The organism is Mycolicibacterium wolinskyi, assembly GCF_002101965.1.
Taxonomy (GTDB): domain Bacteria; phylum Actinomycetota; class Actinomycetes; order Mycobacteriales; family Mycobacteriaceae; genus Mycobacterium; species Mycobacterium wolinskyi.
The window spans coordinates 1-19,745 of the sequence record NZ_LQQA01000008.1; the positions used below are offsets into that span (position 1 = coordinate 1).

Genomic DNA, 19,745 nt, shown 5'->3' on the forward strand with positions numbered 1-19,745 from the left:
TACCACCCTGCCCCGGACCCACCGGCGAACGCGCCGACTGGTGGTGGTATGAACCCTTCCAACCACAACCACCACCGGCTCTCAATTAGGGCACAGCCCGACACCCGCCAGCGCGGTCACACTGTTAACAGCAATCACTTTGTTAACATCGCGACGTGCAGGTTTCCCGGCGTGACGCACTGCGCTATGCCACCGCGCTGGCGGGGTTAGGTGTGGCAGCAGGCATCGGTGCGCCCACGGCGTCGGCCGCCGCCCCCACACTCATCGACTTCGCCATGCGCCAGATTCCGGCGCAAGATATCCGGGCCGCCGGCCACGCCGGGGTGATCAACTACGTCTCGACATCGCGTCCGGGCTCGTCCTTCGGAGCTAAGCCGATCACCCTGCCCTACGCCCGGGAGCTGACCGCTGCGGGGCTGATCATCGTCAGTAACTACCAATACGGCAAGCCGGGCGGTACAGCGCCGTCAGACTTCACCCGCGGATACGCCGGTGGCGTCGCCGATGCGCGCACCGCCTGGCAACTGCATACCGCGGCCGGCGGCGGCCGGAGTGCACCGATTTTCTTCAGCGTTGACGACGATATCGACCAGAACACCTGGAACAACGTTGCGCTGCCGTGGTTTCGCGGCATCAACTCGGTGATCGGAGTGCAGCGCACCGGTATCTACGCGGGTATCCGACCGTGCCAGTGGGCTATCGCCGACGGTGTTATCGGGAGGTCCAGCACGCCCGGCCGCGTGTGGGCATGGCAGACCCGGTCCTGGTCTGGGGGTCAGATCCATCCCGCCGCAGTTCTTTACCAGCGCATCATCGACACCGCGTCGAACCCCGGACCGGTGGTCGGCGGCATCCGCGTCGACGTCAACGACGTCCTGGCCCAGGATTGCGGTCAGTGGAACAAGCATCAGTGATTGTGTGATCTGAGCCGTGCCCCGGCCGACCGTCGGTCGTTCGCGACGATCCTGCCAACCATCCTTCGACAAATGACACCAGACCGGAGCGCCTCAACGGCGCGGTCACCAGTCGTTCGGCCAGCCGGAACGTGCTCTGCGCGAGAGATGGTGGAACGTGCGACGGGTCCATCAGATCGTTCTCGGCGAACGGGCTCGCATCCGCCGACACCATGGTGTCGGTCAGCTTTCGCAGTGACCGCCCGGTCCCCCGCAGTGCTTCGACACCCTGGAGGAACGACCCATGGCGCTGCATCGAGTCACGGAAGTCGACGACGGACACTCCGAGATGCTCGGCAACGAGACTGTCTCGGGTGAAAAGGATTTGGCGTTCGATCTCCGCAGAGTTCACGCAAGCGGGGTTCGCTTCCAGTGCGATGTCGCACTCGCTGTCGAATCCCAGTGACCTGTTGTTGAAGTTGGACGAGCCGATCCGAAGCAGTCGACCGTCGACCACCATGACCTTCGAGTGCACATACACCGTGACCCCGTTACCGGCAACGGGCCAATAGACTCCCAGCCGCCCATACAGGTCTGCCGACCGGAGCACACCCATGAGTCGTTCACGGGCGCTGTCCATCGACTGTTGTTCCAGGCGGCTCTCGGAGCTACGCGGTAGAACCATGACGACTTCGGGTCCGTGCGGTTCACGCAACCGCGCGGCGATCGCCTCCGCAATCCCGCGCGCGGCAAAGTACTGGTTTTCGAGGTAGATGACGTCTCGAGCGGCGGCTATACCGGCCAGGTTGAGGGCTTCGACTTCGCGTACCTCGGTGCGCTGCGCGAGCGTGGGAAGCGTCCGGGCGATGCCGACCGTGACGTTACGCAGTGCGGCGCTGAGCCCGTCGGGCCAAGCGGATTGCGACCGACGCACCGAATCCAGTGATTCACCGGTTGCACCATTCCACCGTTCGCGGGCCTGCTGCGCGAGTAGATGCGCGGCGTCTCCGTCGACCGCTACGGCAACCTCGTGACGCGGACCGTAGACACCGCCGGGGCCGTGCCGACGGCGGTCATCGGGAAGGTGCGCACGAATGTCCCAGCGGCCGATCGTCAGGTCGATACCGCCGCAAAATGCGATTGCGTCATCGATCACCACAATCTTCTGGTGATGCACCGCGCCGGTAGGGTGTGCCCCGTCAACTGCGAAATGCATTCGTGCTGAGGTGAATTGGTTCAACAGCCCAACAGGTGCGACACCGAACCAGAAGCCATCGAACGCGGGTAAGAGCCGCAGGTTCGACTTCAGAAGGTAGACGTTGAGTTCGCGACGGCGCCACAACAGCCAATGGAGGAACGGGCCGAGCTGATTGGGCCCGGCCAGCGTGTGTTCGCCCCGCTCAAAGGCCGTGCGGTAGTCCAAGTCCCAGCCGATCACGATGATTCGGCTGTGTGCGTTCAGCATCGCGGCCTTGACGTGGTACAGATAGTCGGCGCCGTCGACAATGTGCGCATAGCGATCGGCCTGAGCGGTCCGCCAGCACGTCTTGCCCGGCACGACTACCCGCTCGTGGTCATGGCCCACGATGTCACGCCTCGATTCATCGTTGTCCACGGTCACCATTTCCGTCGAATCGGCGAGCTGTCACTCAGTACGCGGTTCTCGACCATCTTCCGTCATCGATGGATCGGGCGACAGTCAGCGTGGTCGTGGCTTGTTTGCGAGCGCGTTCTGCGGGGCACACCAGCGGACAGCGTTTCGAATGCCAGTACACCCGCTCACCGAGAATCGGTGCGGGTGGGCCGGTTAGGCTGAAACGACCAGTGAGCGCAGAGTCCATCCAAGCTCCCTGGCTCAGAACCTTCGGAGGACTTATGCGGCCGCGGCGATCGAAGTCGGCGATGACGACCATGGCAGTTCTCGGCGTGGCGATGGTCGTCGCCGGCTGTACGGCACAGGTCTCGGCCATGCCGGCCGCCCCGCAAGCGTCGATGCCCGCGCTGCCCCAGAGTCCGCCCGCCGCGCCGTTCGACGGACTCGATGCCCGCACCCAGCAAGCAACCGCCACTGCGGCGGAGTCCGGGGCCGACATCACGGTCGCCGTGTTGGACCGCAACACCGGCCAGATCATCTCCACCGGCGCCAATCAACCGTTCCCGATCGCCTCCGTCGTGAAGCTGTTCATCGCCGACGACCTGCTGCTGCAGGAATCGAAGGGCGAGACGGAGCTGAGCCCTGCCGACCGCAAGTCGCTCGACATCATGCTGCGGTCCTCCGATGACAGCGCGGCCCAGAACTTCTGGGACCGGAGTGGCGGAAACGCCGTGATCTCACGCGTCGTGGCGCGGTACGGATTGACGGGCACGACGGCGCCCTACAACGGACATTGGGACGTCACGCAAAGCACGGCAAGCGATCTCGTCCGGTACTACGACATGCTGCTGGATGGCGCCGGAGGGCTGCCACCCGAACAGGCCAACGTCATCATCGGTAACCTCGCACAATCCACCCCGACCGGAACCGACGGGTACCCGCAGCGGTTCGGCATCCCCGACGGGCTCTCTGGCGAGCCGGTCGCGGTCAAGCAGGGCTGGTTCTGTTGCTGGAACGGCGGCAACCAATTACATGTGTCCACCGGCGCGATCGGTCCCGAACGCCGCTACGTCATGGCGATCAGCTCACTGGACCCCACCAGCGCCGGCGCCGCCCGCGAGCACATCACTCAGGTTGTCAAGACGATGTTCCCCGGCGGGCACGTCTAAACTTCACAATCTGGCCGAACTCGCCGACCGGTAGCTCGTCGGTCAGCGGCGCGGCGTCGTGGTGATGTGCACGTGGTCGTAGTGACCGTATCCCGACGCTTGCGGACCCGCCGGCGTGTAGTACGTGCCACGCCAGATCACATCCTGCAACCCGAACCGGGCGGCATTGCTCATCGCGAACGCCAGGATCTCGTTACCGAGCGCGATGCCCTCGGGGCTTTCGGGGTTTGGAATCATGATGTCGATCGCCAGACCGTTCGGATGCCACGGCTTCGAGTCGGGCCGCACGCCGTCGATGTCGGCGATCTGCGGAAACCGTGCGCTGACGGCCCGGGCGGCCAGGATGGTGTTGGGCTGTAACCCCGCCTCGTTCGCGACGCCGACGGGCAACGCCTCTGGGATATCGACGCGAGCAGCCGCCAGGGACGAACCGACGTCGGCGGGAGGCTGGCCCGGCATCGCGACGATCGCCGGGTCTGCGGGAGCGGGCGCACTCGGCGGCGGGCTCGCATTGTCGACCACCGCTTGCTGCTGCGGTGTCAATGCCGAGTACTGCGCTTCCGCGGCGGCGATCTGACGAAGCAGCTCACGCCACTTGGCGTCCAGGTCTGCGCGTACCGCAGCGGCCCGCTCGGCCGCGGCGCGGGCGTCGGCGGCCGACTTCTCGGACGCCTGGGCAGCGGTGGCCGCGCGCTCACGTGCCGCTTGGAAAGCCTTCAACTGCTCGGCGGTCTGGGCGGCCACCGTCCGCTGCAACGACAGCTGGTCGATCAGTTGCTGCGGGGAGGATGCCGTCAGCACTGCCGCGATCCCACCGGTACGTCCACTCATGTAGGTCATCGCCGCCACGCGGTTGGCCGCGGCCTGATAAGGCCCGAGCTGAGCGTTCGCGGCCTCGAGGCCAGCCAGGTCGGCACGATGGCGGTCCTCGGCCGCTGTCTGCTCGGCCAGTCTGGCATCGGCATCGCGTTGGGCATTCGTGACAGCCTCGCGCGTCTGCACAGCCTGTCGGGACAACTCGTCGAGCTTCGCCAGCGCGTCAGCCGCAGGGTCGGCCTTGACGTCGCCGAACGATGTCGCAAGCACCAGGATCGCGGCAGCCGAACCCAACGCCGTTCGCCGCAGTAACTGGCGCACCCGGGTCATTCGGTCTGTCTCGATCCTTCATGTGCAAGGACCTAACTTGGCCCGGCGGTGTGTGACTCGGACAGGCTACGAACTCACTCGGAGGATGTCCACCCGTCCTTTACAACCGGTTGACGAGCCGCAACATGCTTCCGGTGTGCAGTACTTTGCGGCGCTACTCGACACCGAGCCTGATGATCTGGCGTCCTCGGTCTCTGATCGCGGCGATGACGTAGACGTTGCCGTCATCGTCGACGGCAATTCTGCTTGGCCCCTGGATGTCGCTGAACGGTAGCTGGACCCACTCACCTCCACCAGCTGGCATCCGGGATACCGTGTTCGCTTCAATGTCAGTCGCATATAGATTGCCGCCGGCGTCGACCGCCAGGCCGCCGACATTGTCGGGCGCGCCTTCGACCGTCTCGACAGTCGTCGCGTTCTTCGCGATCTTCACGACTTTGCCCATCACGGATACGAACACGTTGTCGTTCGCGTCGACCACCATGTGACCCATCCCGTTGACGCCTTCCACTGGAAGCGCGCTCGGGGAGTTCGCACCGGGCGCGAGCGTCAACAACTTGCCCTGCTGATTGTCGCCGAGGTAGACCGTGCCGTCCTTCCCCACTGCGATCTGGCTCCGTTGCCGAAGTTCGCCGAAGGGCAGCCGGTCCGGGGCGGTGGATCCCGGTGCGAGAGATTCGACCACATTGTCGAGAGTGACGAAATACAACGTGCCATCTGGCGCTGCCGCCAATGTCGATACGGGAAGATTGCCGTGTTCCAACGGGACTGGTTTGTCTGCTCCCGGTGCAAGCGTCGCGATCCCGAGGCTTCCGCCCAGGTACAGCGTGTTCTTGGCGTCGACGGCCATATCGGTAAAGCCCATCGCCTCGAGGAGCACGGTCTGCTGGCCGGCCTGCAATGGGACATCTACAGACGGCGACGTCGGCGCGGACTCCCGCGAACACGCCACCATGCCGGCTACGAGGGTTGCTACCGCAATGAGGAATCCGAGCGCCCTTTGCGACCGTCGCCAGGCCTTCGGCGTTTCCGTATCCACCCACGGATACTAAGCACGCTCTTGCTTCAGAGACGGGAGTCGTCGAGGAGTGTGAACGGGACCGGCGGACGGCCGAGCCAGATCCGCCGCGACGTTTCCTCGGGATAGGTCGTGGTGGTGGAGGGCGCCGCGAGAACTCGGGTCGCTCGCTGGTCTGTGCTGTAGCGGGGCCATCCGGGTTCGCCTTCGGTGATGAAGCGGACCCATGCCTGGTGGAGTTCGTGCGACACCGCGAGAGCATCGGCCGTGGGGTGGTCTCCGAAGAACAGTCGGCCGGTGGGACTGTCGAGGGTCGCGAAGGCCAGTGGGACGTCGATGCTGTGACACGCGCCGAAATGCCCCGTGGCATAGGCTAATTCGAAGAGGAAGCTGTTGCCGCCGGCCTCGGTATTTGCTTCTGCCAGCAGAAGCGACGGCATGCGGAAGGTGGCATCCGAGTACACGATTTCCACGAGTTCCTCCGGACCGGCGTCGGGAAAGGCCAAGCGGTATGCGCCTGGACCGTCGGGACGCGGGGCGAAGACCTCCATCGCCGTGCACGCATCGTTGTCGGTGAAGGTGCCCCGAACGCCCATCATGATGCTGAAAAGCCGAAATTCGTCACGAGTATGGCCGACGAGCAGATCGATTCCTTCGGCACGACCCTCGGCGAGGGCGGCCCACGGGGTGTCGCCGAGGAGTTCTCCATCGATCACCGGGCAGACGACGATGCCCAGGTGAGCCAGGCGGCCCCAGCGCTCGCGATAGGAGGGCGCGTCGAGGCACAGTGCGGTGACCTCGTCGGCCAACCGCTGTGGAGTGACGGTGGAGAGCGCTTGCGCTGTCGGCGTGACACCCAGGCGATGGGCGAGCGTGGCGGTCACTTCTTCGGCCAGCGCAGGGGTGCAGTACAGACCGGGAACCGAGTGGGTGATGGCCCGGTGGAACAGCGAGCAGGCGCGGGGGACCGCGAGAAGAGCGGCCACTGACCCGGCTCCGCCGGAGACCCCGGCGACGGTGACACGACTCGGGTCTCCACCGAAGTTGGCGATGTTGTGTTGGACCCATTCCAATGCCGCGATCTGATCGAGGAGGCCGCGATTGGACGGAGCACCATCGAGTAGGGCGAAACCTTCCGCGCCCATTCGGCATTGGACGCTGACCACGACGATGCCGGCGTCGGCCAGGGCTGTGGGATCGGTCATCGGATCGGCCGCGGTGCCGGCCATGTAGCCGCCGCAGCACAGCCACACCAACACGGGCAATCCCGTCGTGCCGGGGTCTGGCGTGCACACGTTGAGTGTCAGCCAGTCCGGATCTTGGGACGGGTCCGCCTGCGGGCCTGGGCCCGATTGCGGTGGAGCGGGACCGAATTCGACCGCGTGCCGAACGCCGTCCCACGAAGCGACAGGTGCGGGTACAGCGAATCGCAGCGCACCGACCGGGGGCTGGGCGTAGGAGATGCCGCGGAAGTCGGCGTTCCCTCGCCGTAGTCGACCCTCAAGGAGCCCCTGCTCTGTTCGGACGCGCGGATGTTCGTGCATGCCTGCTCCCCACTTTTCAATGCGCCGACGGTAATCATCCACCTGTATTATTTCAAGTGTATTGGAAACGTGGGAGGGCAAATGCCGAAGCAGGTCGATCACCGCGAGCGTCGCGAGACGATCGCTCGCGCTCTATGGCGTGTGGTGGATCAACGCGGGGTTCAGCGTTTGAGTTTGCGTGAGGTGGCGGCGGAGGCCGAGATGTCACATGGCCAGCTCCAGCACTACTTCGCGAGTCGTCAGGAGATGCTCTCGTTCGCGATGGACTTCGCCGCCGAACAGACTGCTCAGCGAGTGGCACGCGGCCTGCAGGCGCTCGACGCGGCACCGCACCCCCGAGACGTCCTGCGGTTGATACTCATCGAAATGCTGCCGCTGCACGACGATGCGCGCGCGACGAGCCGAATGAATGCCGCCTATGTTCTCGAAGCACTGCACGACAACATGATTCGCAATCGTGCGCGGGAGGGCTTACGTCAGGGACGGCAACAGGTCCAAGAACTTATCGCGCAAGCGATCAATGATGGAAAGATCGCTGGCGATCGCGACACGAACATCGAGACCGACCGCATTCTTGCGTTGACCGGCCTGACGCCCCTTCTCGACCTGGAGGTCATCAATCCCGGAGAGGCCCTCGCCGCAATCGATCGGCATCTCGACGAACTCTTCACGTCGTAGGGATTCGGAGTCGCTGTCGAGTCGGGGGTCTGGACTCTGGTCTACATGCCGTCGGGGCGAACGAGGTCGTCTCCTGTCGCGAGGTCGGTGGCAAGTTGCTGCCGGATCTCCGTCGGTACGCGCACGCCCCGCGCGCGAAGTTCGCCGATGAAGCGGGCGGCGAGTGGGTCAGGCGCGGCGGGGGTGATGGCCACGAGCTGACGAAACCAGCGGGGTGAGAAGGACCGCACGGCTCCGGGAAAACCATCGCCGACCGCACTGATCGGCGTGATGGCAACGCCGATCCCCGTTGCGGCGAGCTGGGGTGCGGATGCTGTCACCGCGGTTCTCATCACGGGATCCGGACGAACGCCGGCCTCGGCGAGCGAATAATCCAGCCAGGAGACCAGACCATTCTCAGGTGCGAAGTGAACGATGGGGACGCCGTCGAGTTGATCGAGTCGCACCGCGGGCTGTTGGGCCAGGCGATGATCCAATGTTGTTGTCAGGACAACCTCTTCGTCCGCCACTGGAGTGACCGTGAACCGGTCAGGAACGGAAGTGGGCGCGGCTACGAATGTCACATCCACCTCGTCGTCGTCGAGGACTTGCAGTAGCACGTCCATCGAGGTCGATTCCCGCAGGGTGAACATCACTGCGCTCTCGCTGTGGAGCCATCGTTGGATCACCGGGGCGAGGAACGCGACCGTGAGGCTCTGCGCGCACGCGAGCCGCAACGACCCGCTGGCGCCTTCCCCGACGACGCGCGCTGAGCGCACCGCCGCCGCGGCGGCGTCGAGGGCCCGCCGCGCGTCGGACAGGGCCGCACGACCGGCGGGCGTCAGCCTCACTCCGCGTCCTTCGCGATGGAACAACTGCGTGCGTGTCTCGCGTTCGAGTGCGGCGAGCTGTTGAGACACCGCGGGCTGCGACGAATGCAGCGCTTCCGCGGCGCGGGTGATCGATCCGTGGTCAGCTACTGCCACCAGGGACTCAAGTGCCCGCAATGACACCATCACCGCAGGCTACCTGTTCAAACCTCGTTGGGACGGTGTGCCCTGAGCGCACCATGCGCCGTGTGGTGATGATGGGCGAGAGTGTCGACTCCGAAGTCACCCGTTGGATCCCTCCAGACCGCGTGAACGTGATTGGCGCGGCGTTGGGTGTTGTCATACTCGATGAGGATTCCTGGGCCTTGGATGCGGTAGTAGTGCGGTTCGCCGGCCTTGATGGCACCGGCCCACGCGACGTGCAGTGCGTCGAACTGGTCCGCTGCCTGGTATCGAACCCGGTACGACTCGGCGATCGGTTCGGCCGCCCGCGTGAAGTACAGGTCGAGCAGAATCCGGAGCGCATCCCGCTGCGTCGCTGTCATGGCGGCCGCCGGCAGGCCTTTCGGCACCCCGGTCAACGCGACTTGGGCGTCGTCTTCGGCCGAGTAACCAGAGCCTGCCTGCATCGCTTCGTTGACCTCGTCGAGCTGGGTTGCCACCTGACTGTCGGTGAAACGACCGCGGAACACATCAGGCAAAGGCAGCCGCTGATCGCCCTCCGAGACCAGGGAACGGTTTGCCCCAACCAGATCTGAGACTGCCCGGGGATGAATCAGCGCACGCGTCCGCTGGTCGCGATCGAAAGATCGCATCAAATCAAGCGCGACGTCCTGCACGCTGACCAGCGGTTGCAGAACACTGCCGAGCAACGGCGCAGCCGCCGGGTCCGCCCCCAGGAACAGCGGGGTGGTGGATACGACGCGTCCGTCGGCGATCAATTGATTGACCGAGACATGGTGGCCGCCGAATCGCCAGCCCCACAGTCGATCACCCGGCGACCCGAACACGCTTACGTAATACATGCCGGGGTCTCTGCCCCGATCTCGTTCGAAGGTCATCGACCACCCCTCCAAGCGGTCGAGCACGTTCTCCATGCCCATGACCGTGACCAGGGTGACGTACCCGGGCTCGGAGAGTCCCGTCGCAAGAATCTGCATTACCAGGCGATGCTGCGCCGGGCGCTGGTCGACCAACGGGAGGCCGCCGTGGTCGGTCGGAGTGTAAAACCACAGCAACCGCTCATTCTCCGAACTGCCGGGAGATCCGAAGGTGGCACGTGTGCGCTGCTCGCTGGACAAACTCTCAAGCCATGCCGCGACCTTCGCGGCCAGCTCGACGGCAAGAGGTCGCGTCGCGTCGAGCGCCCTGATCTCGGCGGGAGTGCGGGGCCGCCGGGAGGTGAATGTATCGAAAGTCATTGCAGACTATATGGTTTCAGTCTGCCCCGCCGTACAGGTAGTCGATAAGGCCGTCGACCGGTTCGTCGGCCTTCAGCAGGGCATCGAAACCGCTCTCGGACGACGCGATCTGCTCTGCGCGCTCAAGGACAGTGGAGATGAGATCACGAGGGATGCAACAAATCCCGGTCTCGTCGGCGACGATGAGATCGCCGGCCGCGACCTGGATGTCGGACAGCCGGATCTTTCCGTTCACCTCGGTGGTGATGCTGCGCCACTTGCCGGTGACCGGAGTGTGGTCACGCGACCACACCGGGAAGTCCAAGGAGCGCGATCTCCCCAGATCGCGGACGCCGCCGTCGACTATCGCACCCGCCACGCCCTGCCGCTTGGCCACCGAAGCCATCAAGCCGCCCATGTTCGATACCTCGGCGAGGCCCTCGATGACCAGGACGTCCCCTGGGCTCGCAGTCCTGAGGGCGAGGATTTCGGCCATGCGCCAATCCTTGTCGGACACCGCGGCATACGCGGACCGCGACTGACCCACGTTTCGCACCGTCGTGGCGTTTCCGACGATTCGTTCCTTCGGCATCGACGGACTCAGGCGTGACGTGGGAATCGCACCGCGCACGCCCAACTCGTCCAGCACATCGGACACAGTGCTGGACAGGTCGTCAAGGGCGAGGAAACGCTGAATGGTCGTGGGGTCGGTCGGCGGGAGCGGATCGTGAATCGTCACCCAGTCGAACCTGACATCGACAGATCCGTCGTACCTTCGGTCGGTCATCAACTCTCCTCTTTAAAACACGTTGTGATGCAATTGGTTTCGACGCAAATAACGCGGTACCGCCAATCGCTCAACCGTATCCGAGACCGGTTTCACGTGCCCTTCGATCTTTGAATGGCAGCCATTCGCCAATCTTTTGGATCGCTGCCCCCGGAGTAGTGACGGTTTTCCCATACTTGCCAAGGAGTTCCAAATCACTTAGCGTTCAACATCACTCGTGTATCACATGCGAGATTCGAAGTTCGCTTTCATCAGGACGTCATCGAATGACGGGACTATCAATGGAGATGGCACATGGACTACCTGCTTTCAGGAAAGACGGCGATCGTCACCGGCGGGGGGTCGGGCATCGGACTCGAGACGGCAAATCAGTTGCTTGCCGAAGGCGCCAACGTCCTGGCGGTGGACCTTGACGTCGACCCCCTCGCTGCTCGGCAGGACCCGCAGCTCCGGTCGTTCCAGTGTGACCTGACGGATCCGGACTCGGCGTCGGCCGCGGCCGCTGCAGCGCTGGAGGCGTTCGGCTCCATCGACGTCCTGATCTCGTGTGCCGGGATCGCGCCAGTCCGAAGCAGCTCGCTCGAGGGAACCGATGCTGATTGGCGGCGCACACTCGACGTCAATTTCCTGAGCATCGTGCGAATGTGCCGCGAAGTGGTGCCCCACATGAAAGCCGCCAACGGGGGCTCGATCGTCAGCGTTGCTTCCGATGCCGGCCGAATGCCTGACCCCTTTTTCGCTGAGTACAACGTATCCAAGGCGGCGATCCTCATGTTCATGAAGGCACTGTCGATTGAATTCGGCGGCGCGGGAATTCGTGCCAACACTGTCAGTCCGGGCCCTGTGCGCACACCGATGTGGGACCGGCCGGGTGGATTCGGTGATTCTGTCGCTGAGTCTTTCGGCATGGAGAAGGAAGCCGCGATTGAACACTTCGCCGTCAACGTTCGCAAGCTCCCCCCTTGCCCGACTCGGCACGGTAGCGGAAGTGGCCGCGGTCAACGTCTTCCTCGCGAGCCCGCTCGCATCATTCGTCACGGGTGCCGAATACACGGTGAACGGTGGCAGCATTCCGACCGTTTGAGATGAAACTTCCTACTGCCTGAGTGCGATCTCGCTGATTACAGAACTAGAACTGGATGTACATGTGATGACCCAATCTATCCCTACCGCAACCAATGTCGACCATGTCAGTTGGTCGGTCCAAGATCTCGATGCTGCCGTGTCCTTTTGCGTCGAGGTTCTCGGAGGTCAGGAAATTCTCAGGGCCGGGCCTTTCTCCGACCCCTCCGGCGACTGGATGTCTACGCATTTCGACGTTGACGCCCGCGCCTCGGCATCACTTGCCTACGTCAGGCTCGGGGCGACTCAGGTCGTGGAGTTCATCCAATGGACCACGACGAATCGCAAAGAGGAGTGGCCGGCGAACAGTGATGTCGGGGCGTCGCATCTGGCGATTCACGTGGGCGACATCGACCAAGCGATGCGATACCTGAAAGAGCACGGATGTAGTGCGTGCGGCGGCCCCGTCCTCCTCGAAGGTGTCCCCCATGCCGGCGTCACCATTCTCTACGTCCGAACGCCGATCGGGCTGCTGCTGGAACTGGTGTCGCGTCCCGCACATGACCTCCCTTATGAGTCCGCCACCGAGGCTCGACTGCTCGCGCCGACGCAAGAGTGGAGCAACGGACAATCTGCACCTACGAACTAAAAGGAAACGTCATGAGTGTTGACACTGTTGCCGGCCCGGATGTCGTTCCGCTTCCACGAGAGATCATCAAGGACGCTCGAATGATGATTATCGGGTACCGGCCCGCGGATCCGGCCGCGGCGCGACGGGCCCTTCCGAGCCGGTTGGAACCTCACCCCGACGGGGTCGTGCTGCTGAACCTCTGGGCCGCAGAGGATCCCGGACGCTCGTCCGGAATGGGGACGTACGGGCGCCTGTCGTGCGGCTACATCGCCCCAGAAGTCAGCGGATACGACACCCAGACAAGCGATGGGAATGCGACCGGGCATGGCCGCTTCTTCACCCATCACTGGTTGGAGTCGGCGGGCATGCGGTCCTTCGCCGAGGCGTCATGCGGAAACCGTGCCGACATCGGATATGTGCAGCAAAGCGAGCCTCGTCCAGGCGAACTGGTCCAGGAGCTCTACGTCGACGGCAAGGTTGTCGTGAGAACGACGTCGTCGGTCGGTACCGAAAGGTTGGCAACGATCGGCGGGCACTTGAACTACTTCACGACCTTCGCCGGCCCGGACGATCGTGAGCAGATCGCGCGGGTCGCGGTACCGTTCGTCGCCGATGTGAAAGAGGCTCAGGTCAAGTCGATCGAATGGCTCTTCGATGCCGATCACCCCGCTGCGGCGCTAGCCCCGAGTTCGGACCCAGATGTGGCCAGTGTCCTCTACGGTGACATCACTTGGGCCCCGTTCACGGTGGCCGAAATACTCTGAAGTCGGCACGACGACAACCCCTCGGTTGTCCGAACCGGTTGGGGGTGTTGAGTTTTCACGTGAGGTACGTATTTCGAGAGGTAGCGAACAATGGCTTATGACTTTCATCCGGAGGCCCGCGCGCTCATCGAGTCACGGCCGTGCGCCCATCTGGTGACCATGCGGCCCAACGGCCGCCCACATGTGTCCTTCATCTGGATCGACATAACGGATGCCGGGCAGATCCAGTTCGGAACACCGCCGTGGCGGGTCAAGGGAAAGAACCTCGCACACAATCCGCAATGCATTCTCTCAATCCAGGATGATCGGAAACTCGAAAGCGGTCTGACCCGACATCTCCTCATTGAGGGCATCGCGTCGATCGACAATGATCTCGAACGCGGACAAAGATTCATGGACCAGCTGTTTCACAAGTACACCGGCGCGCCCAGCTTCGAGCTGAACGAAGGCGGGCACCTCCTCGTCACTGTCGACGTCACACGCGTCTCCGGCGTTGGGCCTTGGCACACCGGAAAGACGACGTCCTACGGAACCCCAATCTGAGCCAGCTCTAGCGCGGGCTTTCGTCTCCGCACACTACTTCCGGAGTGGGCTGGCTCGATCGACGTGCACGCCGGTGAATCGATCAGTGCGACGCGGCAGTGTGGGTGGCTGAGCACTCCAGGCCGAATACCCGCTCGGCGGTGCGGTACGCGATGTTGGTGCGTTGTGTGTCGGTCAGGGGCGCGTCGCGCAGGAAGCGGACCGCAGCGGCGGTGTCTTCGTAGGGAGTATCGACGGCGAACATGATGTTGTCGTCGCCGACAGTGTCAAGGGCGAGGTCGAGCACAGCAGGATCGTCGATTCCACTCGTGGTGAGGGCGAAGTTGCGTCGGAAGTACTCGCTGGGGGTCAGTTCGAGTGCCGGCATCCGGCCGGCAGATCCGGACACCTGGGCCGCGAACGCGTGCCTGTTGTCAATACGCCTGAGCCAGTAGGGGATTCCTTCGCCCAGATGTCCCAGGACGATGGTCAGGTCGGGGTACTTGTCGAACGCTCCGCTCATGATGAGGCGCATGGCATGTAGGCCCGCCTCGGCCTGGTAGCCCCAGATGGCGCCCTGAAGCCCGTAGGCGTCGTAGGGGGTGAGCGTGCTCGGGAACCGCGGATGCAAATAGATGGGCGCGCCGAACTCTTGCGCGGCGGCCAGAATGGGCTGGAACTCCGTCTCATCGAGGTAGCGGCCATGAGTGTGGGAGTTGATCATTACGCCGTTGAGCCCGAGCGGGCCCATGATGCGTTCGATCTCCTGCGTGGCCGCATCCACTGCCTGCGGCGTGATGGTGCCGAGCGCGCCGAAGCGATACGGGTGACGTTGCAGGATGGCGGCGAGATCGTCGTTGACGGCCCGGGCCAGAGGCACGGCGTCGGCGGCGGAATAGGGTTGCACGCCAGGTGGATTGATGCTGAGCACTGCCATCGCCTGACCGGCGGCGTCCATTTCGGCGATGCGGGCGTCGATGTCGGTCAGTGCGGTGCGGAACCGCTCCTGGCGTTCGACCGTGCGCATCAGTTCGAGCTCGCGGCGGTCGGCTGGCGCAACCTCCAGCCGGTGCGCCGCATTCAGGAAGGCGTCCGTGGCGACGTGCTCCTCGACGGCGATGATGCCCGGCAGTGTCATTGATGTCCTTTCAGTTCATGCTCGGCGTCCGCCGTCGACGGACAGGACGGTGCCGGTGATGTAGGAGGCCTCGTCGGAGCACAGCCAGATCGCGGCGTCGGCGATCTCCTGCGGTGTTGCCAACCGGCCGAGCGGCGTGGCGGCTTCCTGCTGCGCGACGATGTCGGTTCCGTCGGCGACCTCGTCGAACATTGCGGTGCGGGTGATCGCCGGTGCGACCGCGTTCACGCGGATCCCGTCTCGTGCGTAATCGACGGCGGTGACCTTGGTCAGCCCTACCACGCCGTGCTTGCTGGCCACGTACGCCGGAGCCCGCGGGATGGCATACAACCCGCCGTTGGAGGCGATGTTGACGATGGCCCCGCCGCCGGCCCGAATCATCTGCGGGATCTCGTATTTGAGGCAGAAGAACGTGCCGGTGAGATTGATCCTCAGCACTCGCTCCCAGTGCCTGCCGGACATGTCGGTCAGGTCCTGGTCGGTGGAGGCGACGGCAGCATTGTTCACCGCGATGTCCAGCCGCCCGAACTCCTCGACCACTGCGGCCACCACGTCGCGCACGGCGTCCTCATCGGCGATGTCCGCGGCAACTGCGACCGCCCGACCGCCTGACCCGATGATCGTCTCGGCGGTCTGCTCGGCCGCGTTCGGATCCACGTCGAGCACCACGACCGCGCCGCCGCGCTGCGCAAGACCGACCGCGATGGCGCGGCCGATTCCGCTCCCCGCGCCGGTGACCATGCTCGCCTTGCCGGTGAAACCGGTCACGCGGACGTCTCGTGGTTCACCCACGCCACCCGATATGGGCGGCGGGCCTGCCATGTGTGGATGACCGGACTCGCACCCGGAGCCGCGAACAGCGTCGCGAGGTCGGCTTCGCTCGAAACTTCGAACTGCAGCACGGCGGTCGCGATAAACGCCGGGATTGCCTGCTCGCCGTCGACCGCGATATGCCGCTGCGCATGGAAGCGACGTACCACACCGGTGTCAGCCATCGCGTTCTCGATATCAGAGACGAATCGTTCGAGTTCCTCGTCGGGAATGGGATCGGCGAACGAGACCAGCATCGTATGGGTGATCATGCAGACAGTTCAGCCGCCGAAGGCACCGGCGTCCAATACACATCAGGCCTCGATCGATAACCTGTTGGAATGGAAATGCTGGAGATTCGGGAGTTGCGGTACTTCGTGGCCGTCGCCGAGCGCCTGCATTTCGGCCGCGCGGCACGACAGTTGCGCATCGCTCAGCCGGCGTTGTCGAAGACGATCCAGCGCATCGAGTCGCGCCTGGGCGTGGATCTGTTCGTTCGCACCAGTCGCAGCGTCACCCTGACCGCAGCCGGTACGACGCTCCTGGAACACGGCAGGCACGCCCTCAACGCGATGGACATCGCCGTGCAGAAAACCCAACAGGCCAGCGAACCCGATCATCTGCGGCTCGCGATGAAACCGGGAGGGGACGCGGGGCTTCTGCCCGGGCTACTTGCCGCGTATGCCGAGCAGCAGGATGCGAGACGCGTAGAGATCGTATTCTGCAGCGGCACAAACCGTGCGCAGACACTTCGCGACGGGCAGGCCGACGTCGCATTGCTCTATGCCCCGTTCGATGATCTCGCCGGTCTCACGACGGTGCCCCTGCACGTCGAGGATCGCGTCGCGCTCCTGCCACAGACCCATCCGTTGGCCCGACGAGCTAACATCCGCCTCAAAGACCTTGCCGCAGAGACTTTCGCACGCTGGGTCGGCGTCCCGACCGATCAATCCGCCGGACCCGAGATCGAGGATGTCACCGAACTGGTTCCCTTGGTCCAGATCGGACGTGTAGTTGCGGTTTTACCGCGCTCGCTTGTGTCACCCGCACCGCCGGCGACCGTCTGCGTTCCCGTCGAGGACGCGGGCACCAGCACTATCGTCCTCGCCCACAATGCCAATGACCACCGAAACACGGTCGCCGCGTTCGTCACCGCCGCCTCGTCCGCACGCGTCTCAGCGAGTGGGCACTGATTGGGTGTGGCTATCACAGAGGAAGTGAAACCTATTGGCGATCGGTCACTGCCGACACCACACTGAGCTCCATGGCGAAACACTCGGGCGCTCAACACGTCCGTCGGCGCGGGCTCGTGCCGACCGGGCGGGCTCAGGTGCGATGGTGTGGTCGTCGCATCTCAGTCTGGGTGTGGTCGGCAGTGTTGTTGACAGCGGCGCTCGCCGGGTGCGCGGGTGATGTTCGCGAGCCGCCGGCAGCTGTCGCGGACCGCGCGATGGACAGGTTTCGCGATGCGTGGCGCACCGGGGAATGGCAGCCGTTCCTGGACATGACCACCGCTGAGTTCAGTTTCTGGTTCCCCGTCGGCCCGTACGCGGGAAAACACGAAGGAACTACGGGACATGAGCGATTGATCGACTGGGCCAACGACAACAGGCTCAGCGGAGCACGCCTGAACAGTGTCGTGACTGCCCGCACCACCGCTGGATCACGGGTGATCTATGAAACCGAGGCCGTCGGGACAGCTGGCCCGGCCTTGTCCTATCGCAACTGGGAGATTGTGGTGCTCACGGTTTCTGATGACCGGCTCAGCGGACTGCACGAGTACTGGGGCGCCATCCCACCGCAGTGAGCCGGTCACTGACCGCAACGCACCATGTCGGAACTCACCGTGCAGTTGGGCCGTGGAGGCCATCGATGAAAATTTCCACCATCCGCAGGTTGTAAGCGACGCCTTCGCCGGGCACCGGTTGGCACAGTAGGGCGACGGCGTACAACAGATCCCTGGCCGTGACGTCGGTACGGATGGTGCCGGTGCCGACTGCCGATGTGATCAGGTGTTCCACAACGGGTTCGAGACGCTGTAGGAAGTATCCCGGCAGGGCCTCGAACGCGGGGTCGCCAGAGTGCAGCGCACCGGCAAGCCCGCGTTTCGTCGCGACGAACTCGGTGAAGCGCTTCAGCCACAGAGACAGTGCTACGGCGGGCTCGTGCGCGGCGCTCAGCGCCGGCCCAGCGTCGGCACACTCGTCGATTTCGTGCGCCAGCACGGCGGCGACGAGATCGGCGCGCTGTGGGAAGTGCCGATACAACGTCCCTGCACCGACACCGGCCGCGTCGAGGATCTCTTTAACCGGAGCATCCACACCTGACCGGGCGAATACCCCCTTCGCCGCATCGAGCAGTGCGCCAAGGTTGCGTTGAGCGTCAACGCGCTTGCGGCGCCCGCCCGGCGTTCTCGGACCGCCCTCGAACCGGGAATCGTCTCGTTGGGTCTCCTCACCCCTGTGAGCCCTCGCCACTCGGTTCCCCTCTCGAAGCATCTGCGAGTCCATTTCGGAATGGCATTCCGCTATCGGTTGCGTTCCGGAACGCCGTTCCGTATTTTTTGTGGAATCCCGTTCCGGATATGGCGAGACTACGTCATCCGGGCGCCCCCACGATCGCCCTGCGTCAAAGGAGATAGGTCATGCACTACCGCCCGCTCGGCCGAACCGGCATCAAGGTCAGCCCCTACGCCCTCGGCGCCATGATGTTCGGCGTGCCCAAGTTCGGCAATCCCGACCACGACGACTCCATCCGCATCATTCACAAGGCGCTCGACGCGGGAATCAATCTCGTCGACACCGCCGACGTCTACGGCGACTCCGAGATCGTCGTGGGCAAGGCACTCAAGGGTCGACGCGACCGCGTCGTTCTCGCAACCAAATTCAGCCGCGCACTCGGCGACGATCCCAACCAGCAGGGCACCTCTCGCCGCTGGATCATGACCGCGGTCGAGAACTCGTTGCGAAGGCTGCAGACCGATTACCTCGACGTCTATCAGATTCATCGCCTCGACCCCGACACCGACATCGAGGAGACGCTCTCGGCGCTGTCGGACCTCGTCCACAGTGGGAAGGTCCGCGTCATCGGATCCTCGAATACCCCGATCTCCGATCTCGTCGAAGCTCACTGGGTCGCCGAACGACGGGGGCTGCATCGGTTCCGCACCGAGCAGCCTCCGTACTCGATCCTCAACCGCAGCATCGAATCCGAAATCTTGCCCCTTGCCCAGCGTTACGGCATGGGCGTCCTGGTGTGGGGGCCCATGGCACAGGGCATGCTCACCGGCCGCGTCCGCAAGGGTCAAGAGACCGATTCACACCGCGCGCCAATATTCAAGGTATTCCGCGATGAACGTCGTCTCGACGCAGTGGAACAGCTCATCGCACTGGCCGACGCGGCTGGTCTGTCGATGCCGCACATGGCCATGGCGTTTGCGATCAGTCATCCCGGGGTGTCCAGCGCCATTCTGGGAGCGCGCACCATGGAGCAACTTGAGGACTTGCTGTCGGGCCTCGACGTGGTACTGACCGACGACGTGCTCGATCGCATCGACGAGATTGTCCCGCCGGGCAGCGACGTCGGCACGCTGGACCAGGCCTACGTTCCTCCGGCTATGCAGCTCACCGAACTCCGTCGTCGGTCACTCAACAACCGGTCTGCGATCTGACCGGCCCGATGGCCGCGACTATCGATCGTCAAATTGAGTGTCATTCTGTTGCATTGGGCTTGAACCGATTCACGCCGAGCGATGGACAAGATCTTCACATCTTTTGACCT

At 64.1% G+C, this 19,745-nt stretch carries 21 protein-coding genes; 10 read left to right on the forward strand and 11 right to left on the reverse strand.

Going from position 1 to position 19,745, the window contains the following annotated elements:
- The first annotated feature begins 155 nt into the window (after positions 1-155).
- Positions 156-914, forward strand: a complete 759-nt coding sequence (locus AWC31_RS06610) for a DUF1906 domain-containing protein (RefSeq protein WP_085143535.1) — start codon at positions 156-158, stop codon at positions 912-914.
- Here AWC31_RS06610 and AWC31_RS06615 read toward each other — a convergent pair.
- Positions 865-2,517, reverse strand: a complete 1,653-nt coding sequence (locus AWC31_RS06615; protein ID WP_085143536.1) for a phospholipase D-like domain-containing protein — start codon at positions 2,515-2,517, stop codon at positions 865-867. The two genes, AWC31_RS06610 and AWC31_RS06615, sit on opposite strands and share 50 nt — an antisense overlap.
- 251 nt (positions 2,518-2,768) lie before the next feature.
- Here AWC31_RS06615 and AWC31_RS06620 point away from each other — a divergent pair, with 251 nt between their 5' ends.
- A complete protein-coding gene (locus tag AWC31_RS06620; protein WP_085143537.1) occupies positions 2,769-3,656 on the forward strand; it encodes a serine hydrolase in 888 nt (295 codons plus the stop codon).
- A gap of 42 nt (positions 3,657-3,698) precedes the next feature.
- Here the strand turns inward: AWC31_RS06620 and AWC31_RS06625 are convergent, their stop codons facing one another.
- The 3 genes from AWC31_RS06625 to AWC31_RS06635 form a co-directional block, all read right to left on the reverse strand.
- The gene (locus AWC31_RS06625; RefSeq protein WP_085143538.1) at positions 3,699-4,802 is read right to left on the reverse strand and encodes a coiled-coil domain-containing protein; all 1,104 of its coding nucleotides are present in this window, start codon (positions 4,800-4,802) and stop codon (positions 3,699-3,701) included.
- Positions 4,803-4,956: 154 nt separating this feature from the next.
- The gene (locus AWC31_RS06630; protein ID WP_085143539.1) at positions 4,957-5,703 is read right to left on the reverse strand and encodes an NHL repeat-containing protein; all 747 of its coding nucleotides are present in this window, start codon (positions 5,701-5,703) and stop codon (positions 4,957-4,959) included.
- Positions 5,704-5,867: 164 nt separating this feature from the next.
- Positions 5,868-7,364, reverse strand: coding sequence for a carboxylesterase/lipase family protein (locus AWC31_RS06635; RefSeq protein ID WP_085143540.1), 1,497 nt, complete (start codon positions 7,362-7,364; stop codon positions 5,868-5,870).
- A gap of 81 nt (positions 7,365-7,445) precedes the next feature.
- On the opposite strand from AWC31_RS06635, the gene AWC31_RS06640 reads away from it, so the two are divergent.
- Positions 7,446-8,042, forward strand: coding sequence for a TetR/AcrR family transcriptional regulator (locus AWC31_RS06640; RefSeq protein WP_085143541.1), 597 nt, complete (start codon positions 7,446-7,448; stop codon positions 8,040-8,042).
- Positions 8,043-8,083: 41 nt separating this feature from the next.
- On the opposite strand, the gene AWC31_RS06645 is transcribed toward AWC31_RS06640, so the two are convergent.
- The 3 genes from AWC31_RS06645 to AWC31_RS06655 are packed head-to-tail and all read right to left on the reverse strand — an operon-like array spanning position 8,084 to position 11,038.
- Positions 8,084-9,037 carry a LysR family transcriptional regulator gene (locus AWC31_RS06645; protein WP_085143542.1) on the reverse strand — a complete coding sequence of 318 codons (954 nt, stop codon included), beginning with the start codon at positions 9,035-9,037 and terminating at the stop codon, positions 8,084-8,086.
- A gap of 17 nt (positions 9,038-9,054) precedes the next feature.
- Positions 9,055-10,272, reverse strand: a complete 1,218-nt coding sequence (locus AWC31_RS06650) for a DUF3500 domain-containing protein (protein ID WP_085143543.1) — start codon at positions 10,270-10,272, stop codon at positions 9,055-9,057.
- 16 nt (positions 10,273-10,288) lie between these two features.
- Positions 10,289-11,038: an RraA family protein gene (locus tag AWC31_RS06655; protein WP_085143544.1), complete on the reverse strand. Its 750-nt coding sequence runs from the start codon at positions 11,036-11,038 to the stop codon at positions 10,289-10,291.
- Positions 11,039-11,332: 294 nt separating this feature from the next.
- On the opposite strand from AWC31_RS06655, the gene AWC31_RS06660 reads away from it, so the two are divergent.
- From AWC31_RS06660 to AWC31_RS06675, 4 genes are all read left to right on the forward strand, one after another.
- The gene (locus tag AWC31_RS06660; protein ID WP_085143545.1) at positions 11,333-12,127 is read left to right on the forward strand and encodes an SDR family NAD(P)-dependent oxidoreductase; all 795 of its coding nucleotides are present in this window, start codon (positions 11,333-11,335) and stop codon (positions 12,125-12,127) included.
- 61 nt (positions 12,128-12,188) lie between these two features.
- Positions 12,189-12,749 carry a VOC family protein gene (locus AWC31_RS06665; protein ID WP_085143546.1) on the forward strand — a complete coding sequence of 187 codons (561 nt, stop codon included), beginning with the start codon at positions 12,189-12,191 and terminating at the stop codon, positions 12,747-12,749.
- An 11-nt stretch (positions 12,750-12,760) separates the two neighbouring features.
- The gene (locus AWC31_RS06670; protein ID WP_133060114.1) at positions 12,761-13,495 is read left to right on the forward strand and encodes a hypothetical protein; all 735 of its coding nucleotides are present in this window, start codon (positions 12,761-12,763) and stop codon (positions 13,493-13,495) included.
- A 90-nt stretch (positions 13,496-13,585) separates the two neighbouring features.
- Positions 13,586-14,038 carry a pyridoxamine 5'-phosphate oxidase family protein gene (locus tag AWC31_RS06675; RefSeq protein WP_085143548.1) on the forward strand — a complete coding sequence of 151 codons (453 nt, stop codon included), beginning with the start codon at positions 13,586-13,588 and terminating at the stop codon, positions 14,036-14,038.
- Between the two features lie 82 nt (positions 14,039-14,120).
- Here the strand turns inward: AWC31_RS06675 and AWC31_RS06680 are convergent, their stop codons facing one another.
- The 3 genes from AWC31_RS06680 to AWC31_RS06690 are packed head-to-tail and all read right to left on the reverse strand — an operon-like array spanning position 14,121 to position 16,237.
- A complete protein-coding gene (locus AWC31_RS06680) occupies positions 14,121-15,155 on the reverse strand; it encodes an amidohydrolase family protein (protein ID WP_085143549.1) in 1,035 nt (344 codons plus the stop codon).
- A gap of 15 nt (positions 15,156-15,170) precedes the next feature.
- Positions 15,171-15,947, reverse strand: coding sequence for an SDR family NAD(P)-dependent oxidoreductase (locus AWC31_RS06685; protein WP_207626313.1), 777 nt, complete (start codon positions 15,945-15,947; stop codon positions 15,171-15,173).
- Positions 15,920-16,237 carry a hypothetical protein gene (locus AWC31_RS06690; protein WP_067850024.1) on the reverse strand — a complete coding sequence of 106 codons (318 nt, stop codon included), beginning with the start codon at positions 16,235-16,237 and terminating at the stop codon, positions 15,920-15,922. The genes AWC31_RS06685 and AWC31_RS06690 overlap by 28 nt, the downstream gene beginning before the upstream one ends.
- Positions 16,238-16,306: 69 nt before the next feature.
- Between AWC31_RS06690 and AWC31_RS06695 the strand changes: the two genes are divergently transcribed.
- Positions 16,307-17,158, forward strand: coding sequence for a LysR family transcriptional regulator (locus AWC31_RS06695; protein ID WP_085143551.1), 852 nt, complete (start codon positions 16,307-16,309; stop codon positions 17,156-17,158).
- A gap of 71 nt (positions 17,159-17,229) precedes the next feature.
- Positions 17,230-17,772, forward strand: a complete 543-nt coding sequence (locus AWC31_RS06700) for a nuclear transport factor 2 family protein (protein WP_133060115.1) — start codon at positions 17,230-17,232, stop codon at positions 17,770-17,772.
- A gap of 34 nt (positions 17,773-17,806) precedes the next feature.
- Here the strand turns inward: AWC31_RS06700 and AWC31_RS06705 are convergent, their stop codons facing one another.
- Positions 17,807-18,442 (reverse strand): TetR/AcrR family transcriptional regulator, encoded by a 636-nt coding sequence (locus AWC31_RS06705; protein ID WP_234816753.1) that lies wholly within the window; start codon positions 18,440-18,442, stop codon positions 17,807-17,809.
- A gap of 167 nt (positions 18,443-18,609) precedes the next feature.
- On the opposite strand from AWC31_RS06705, the gene AWC31_RS06710 reads away from it, so the two are divergent.
- Positions 18,610-19,635, forward strand: coding sequence for an aldo/keto reductase (locus AWC31_RS06710; RefSeq protein WP_085143553.1), 1,026 nt, complete (start codon positions 18,610-18,612; stop codon positions 19,633-19,635).
- Positions 19,636-19,745: the final 110 nt, after the last annotated feature.

Excerpts from the sequence above, each read along its gene's own strand:
- AWC31_RS06655 (WP_085143544.1), bottom strand. The coding sequence starts at position 11,038 with ATGACCGACCGAAGGTACGACGGATCTGTCGATGTCAGGTTCGACTGG.
- AWC31_RS06620 (WP_085143537.1), top strand. The coding sequence starts at position 2,769 with ATGCGGCCGCGGCGATCGAAGTCGGCGATGACGACCATGGCAGTTCTC.
- AWC31_RS06680 (WP_085143549.1), bottom strand. The coding sequence starts at position 15,155 with ATGACACTGCCGGGCATCATCGCCGTCGAGGAGCACGTCGCCACGGAC.
- AWC31_RS06675 (WP_085143548.1), top strand. The coding sequence starts at position 13,586 with ATGGCTTATGACTTTCATCCGGAGGCCCGCGCGCTCATCGAGTCACGG.
- AWC31_RS06710 (WP_085143553.1), top strand. The coding sequence starts at position 18,610 with ATGCACTACCGCCCGCTCGGCCGAACCGGCATCAAGGTCAGCCCCTAC.
- AWC31_RS06660 (WP_085143545.1), top strand. The coding sequence starts at position 11,333 with ATGGACTACCTGCTTTCAGGAAAGACGGCGATCGTCACCGGCGGGGGG.
- AWC31_RS06650 (WP_085143543.1), bottom strand. The coding sequence starts at position 10,272 with ATGACTTTCGATACATTCACCTCCCGGCGGCCCCGCACTCCCGCCGAG.
- AWC31_RS06700 (WP_133060115.1), top strand. The coding sequence starts at position 17,230 with ATGGCGAAACACTCGGGCGCTCAACACGTCCGTCGGCGCGGGCTCGTG.
- AWC31_RS06665 (WP_085143546.1), top strand. The coding sequence starts at position 12,189 with ATGACCCAATCTATCCCTACCGCAACCAATGTCGACCATGTCAGTTGG.
- AWC31_RS06670 (WP_133060114.1), top strand. The coding sequence starts at position 12,761 with ATGAGTGTTGACACTGTTGCCGGCCCGGATGTCGTTCCGCTTCCACGA.
- AWC31_RS06640 (WP_085143541.1), top strand. The coding sequence starts at position 7,446 with ATGCCGAAGCAGGTCGATCACCGCGAGCGTCGCGAGACGATCGCTCGC.
- AWC31_RS06695 (WP_085143551.1), top strand. The coding sequence starts at position 16,307 with ATGGAAATGCTGGAGATTCGGGAGTTGCGGTACTTCGTGGCCGTCGCC.
- AWC31_RS06690 (WP_067850024.1), bottom strand. The coding sequence starts at position 16,237 with ATGATCACCCATACGATGCTGGTCTCGTTCGCCGATCCCATTCCCGAC.
- AWC31_RS06645 (WP_085143542.1), bottom strand. The coding sequence starts at position 9,037 with ATGGTGTCATTGCGGGCACTTGAGTCCCTGGTGGCAGTAGCTGACCAC.
- AWC31_RS06615 (WP_085143536.1), bottom strand. The coding sequence starts at position 2,517 with ATGGTGACCGTGGACAACGATGAATCGAGGCGTGACATCGTGGGCCAT.
- AWC31_RS06635 (WP_085143540.1), bottom strand. The coding sequence starts at position 7,364 with ATGCACGAACATCCGCGCGTCCGAACAGAGCAGGGGCTCCTTGAGGGT.
- AWC31_RS06625 (WP_085143538.1), bottom strand. The coding sequence starts at position 4,802 with ATGACCCGGGTGCGCCAGTTACTGCGGCGAACGGCGTTGGGTTCGGCT.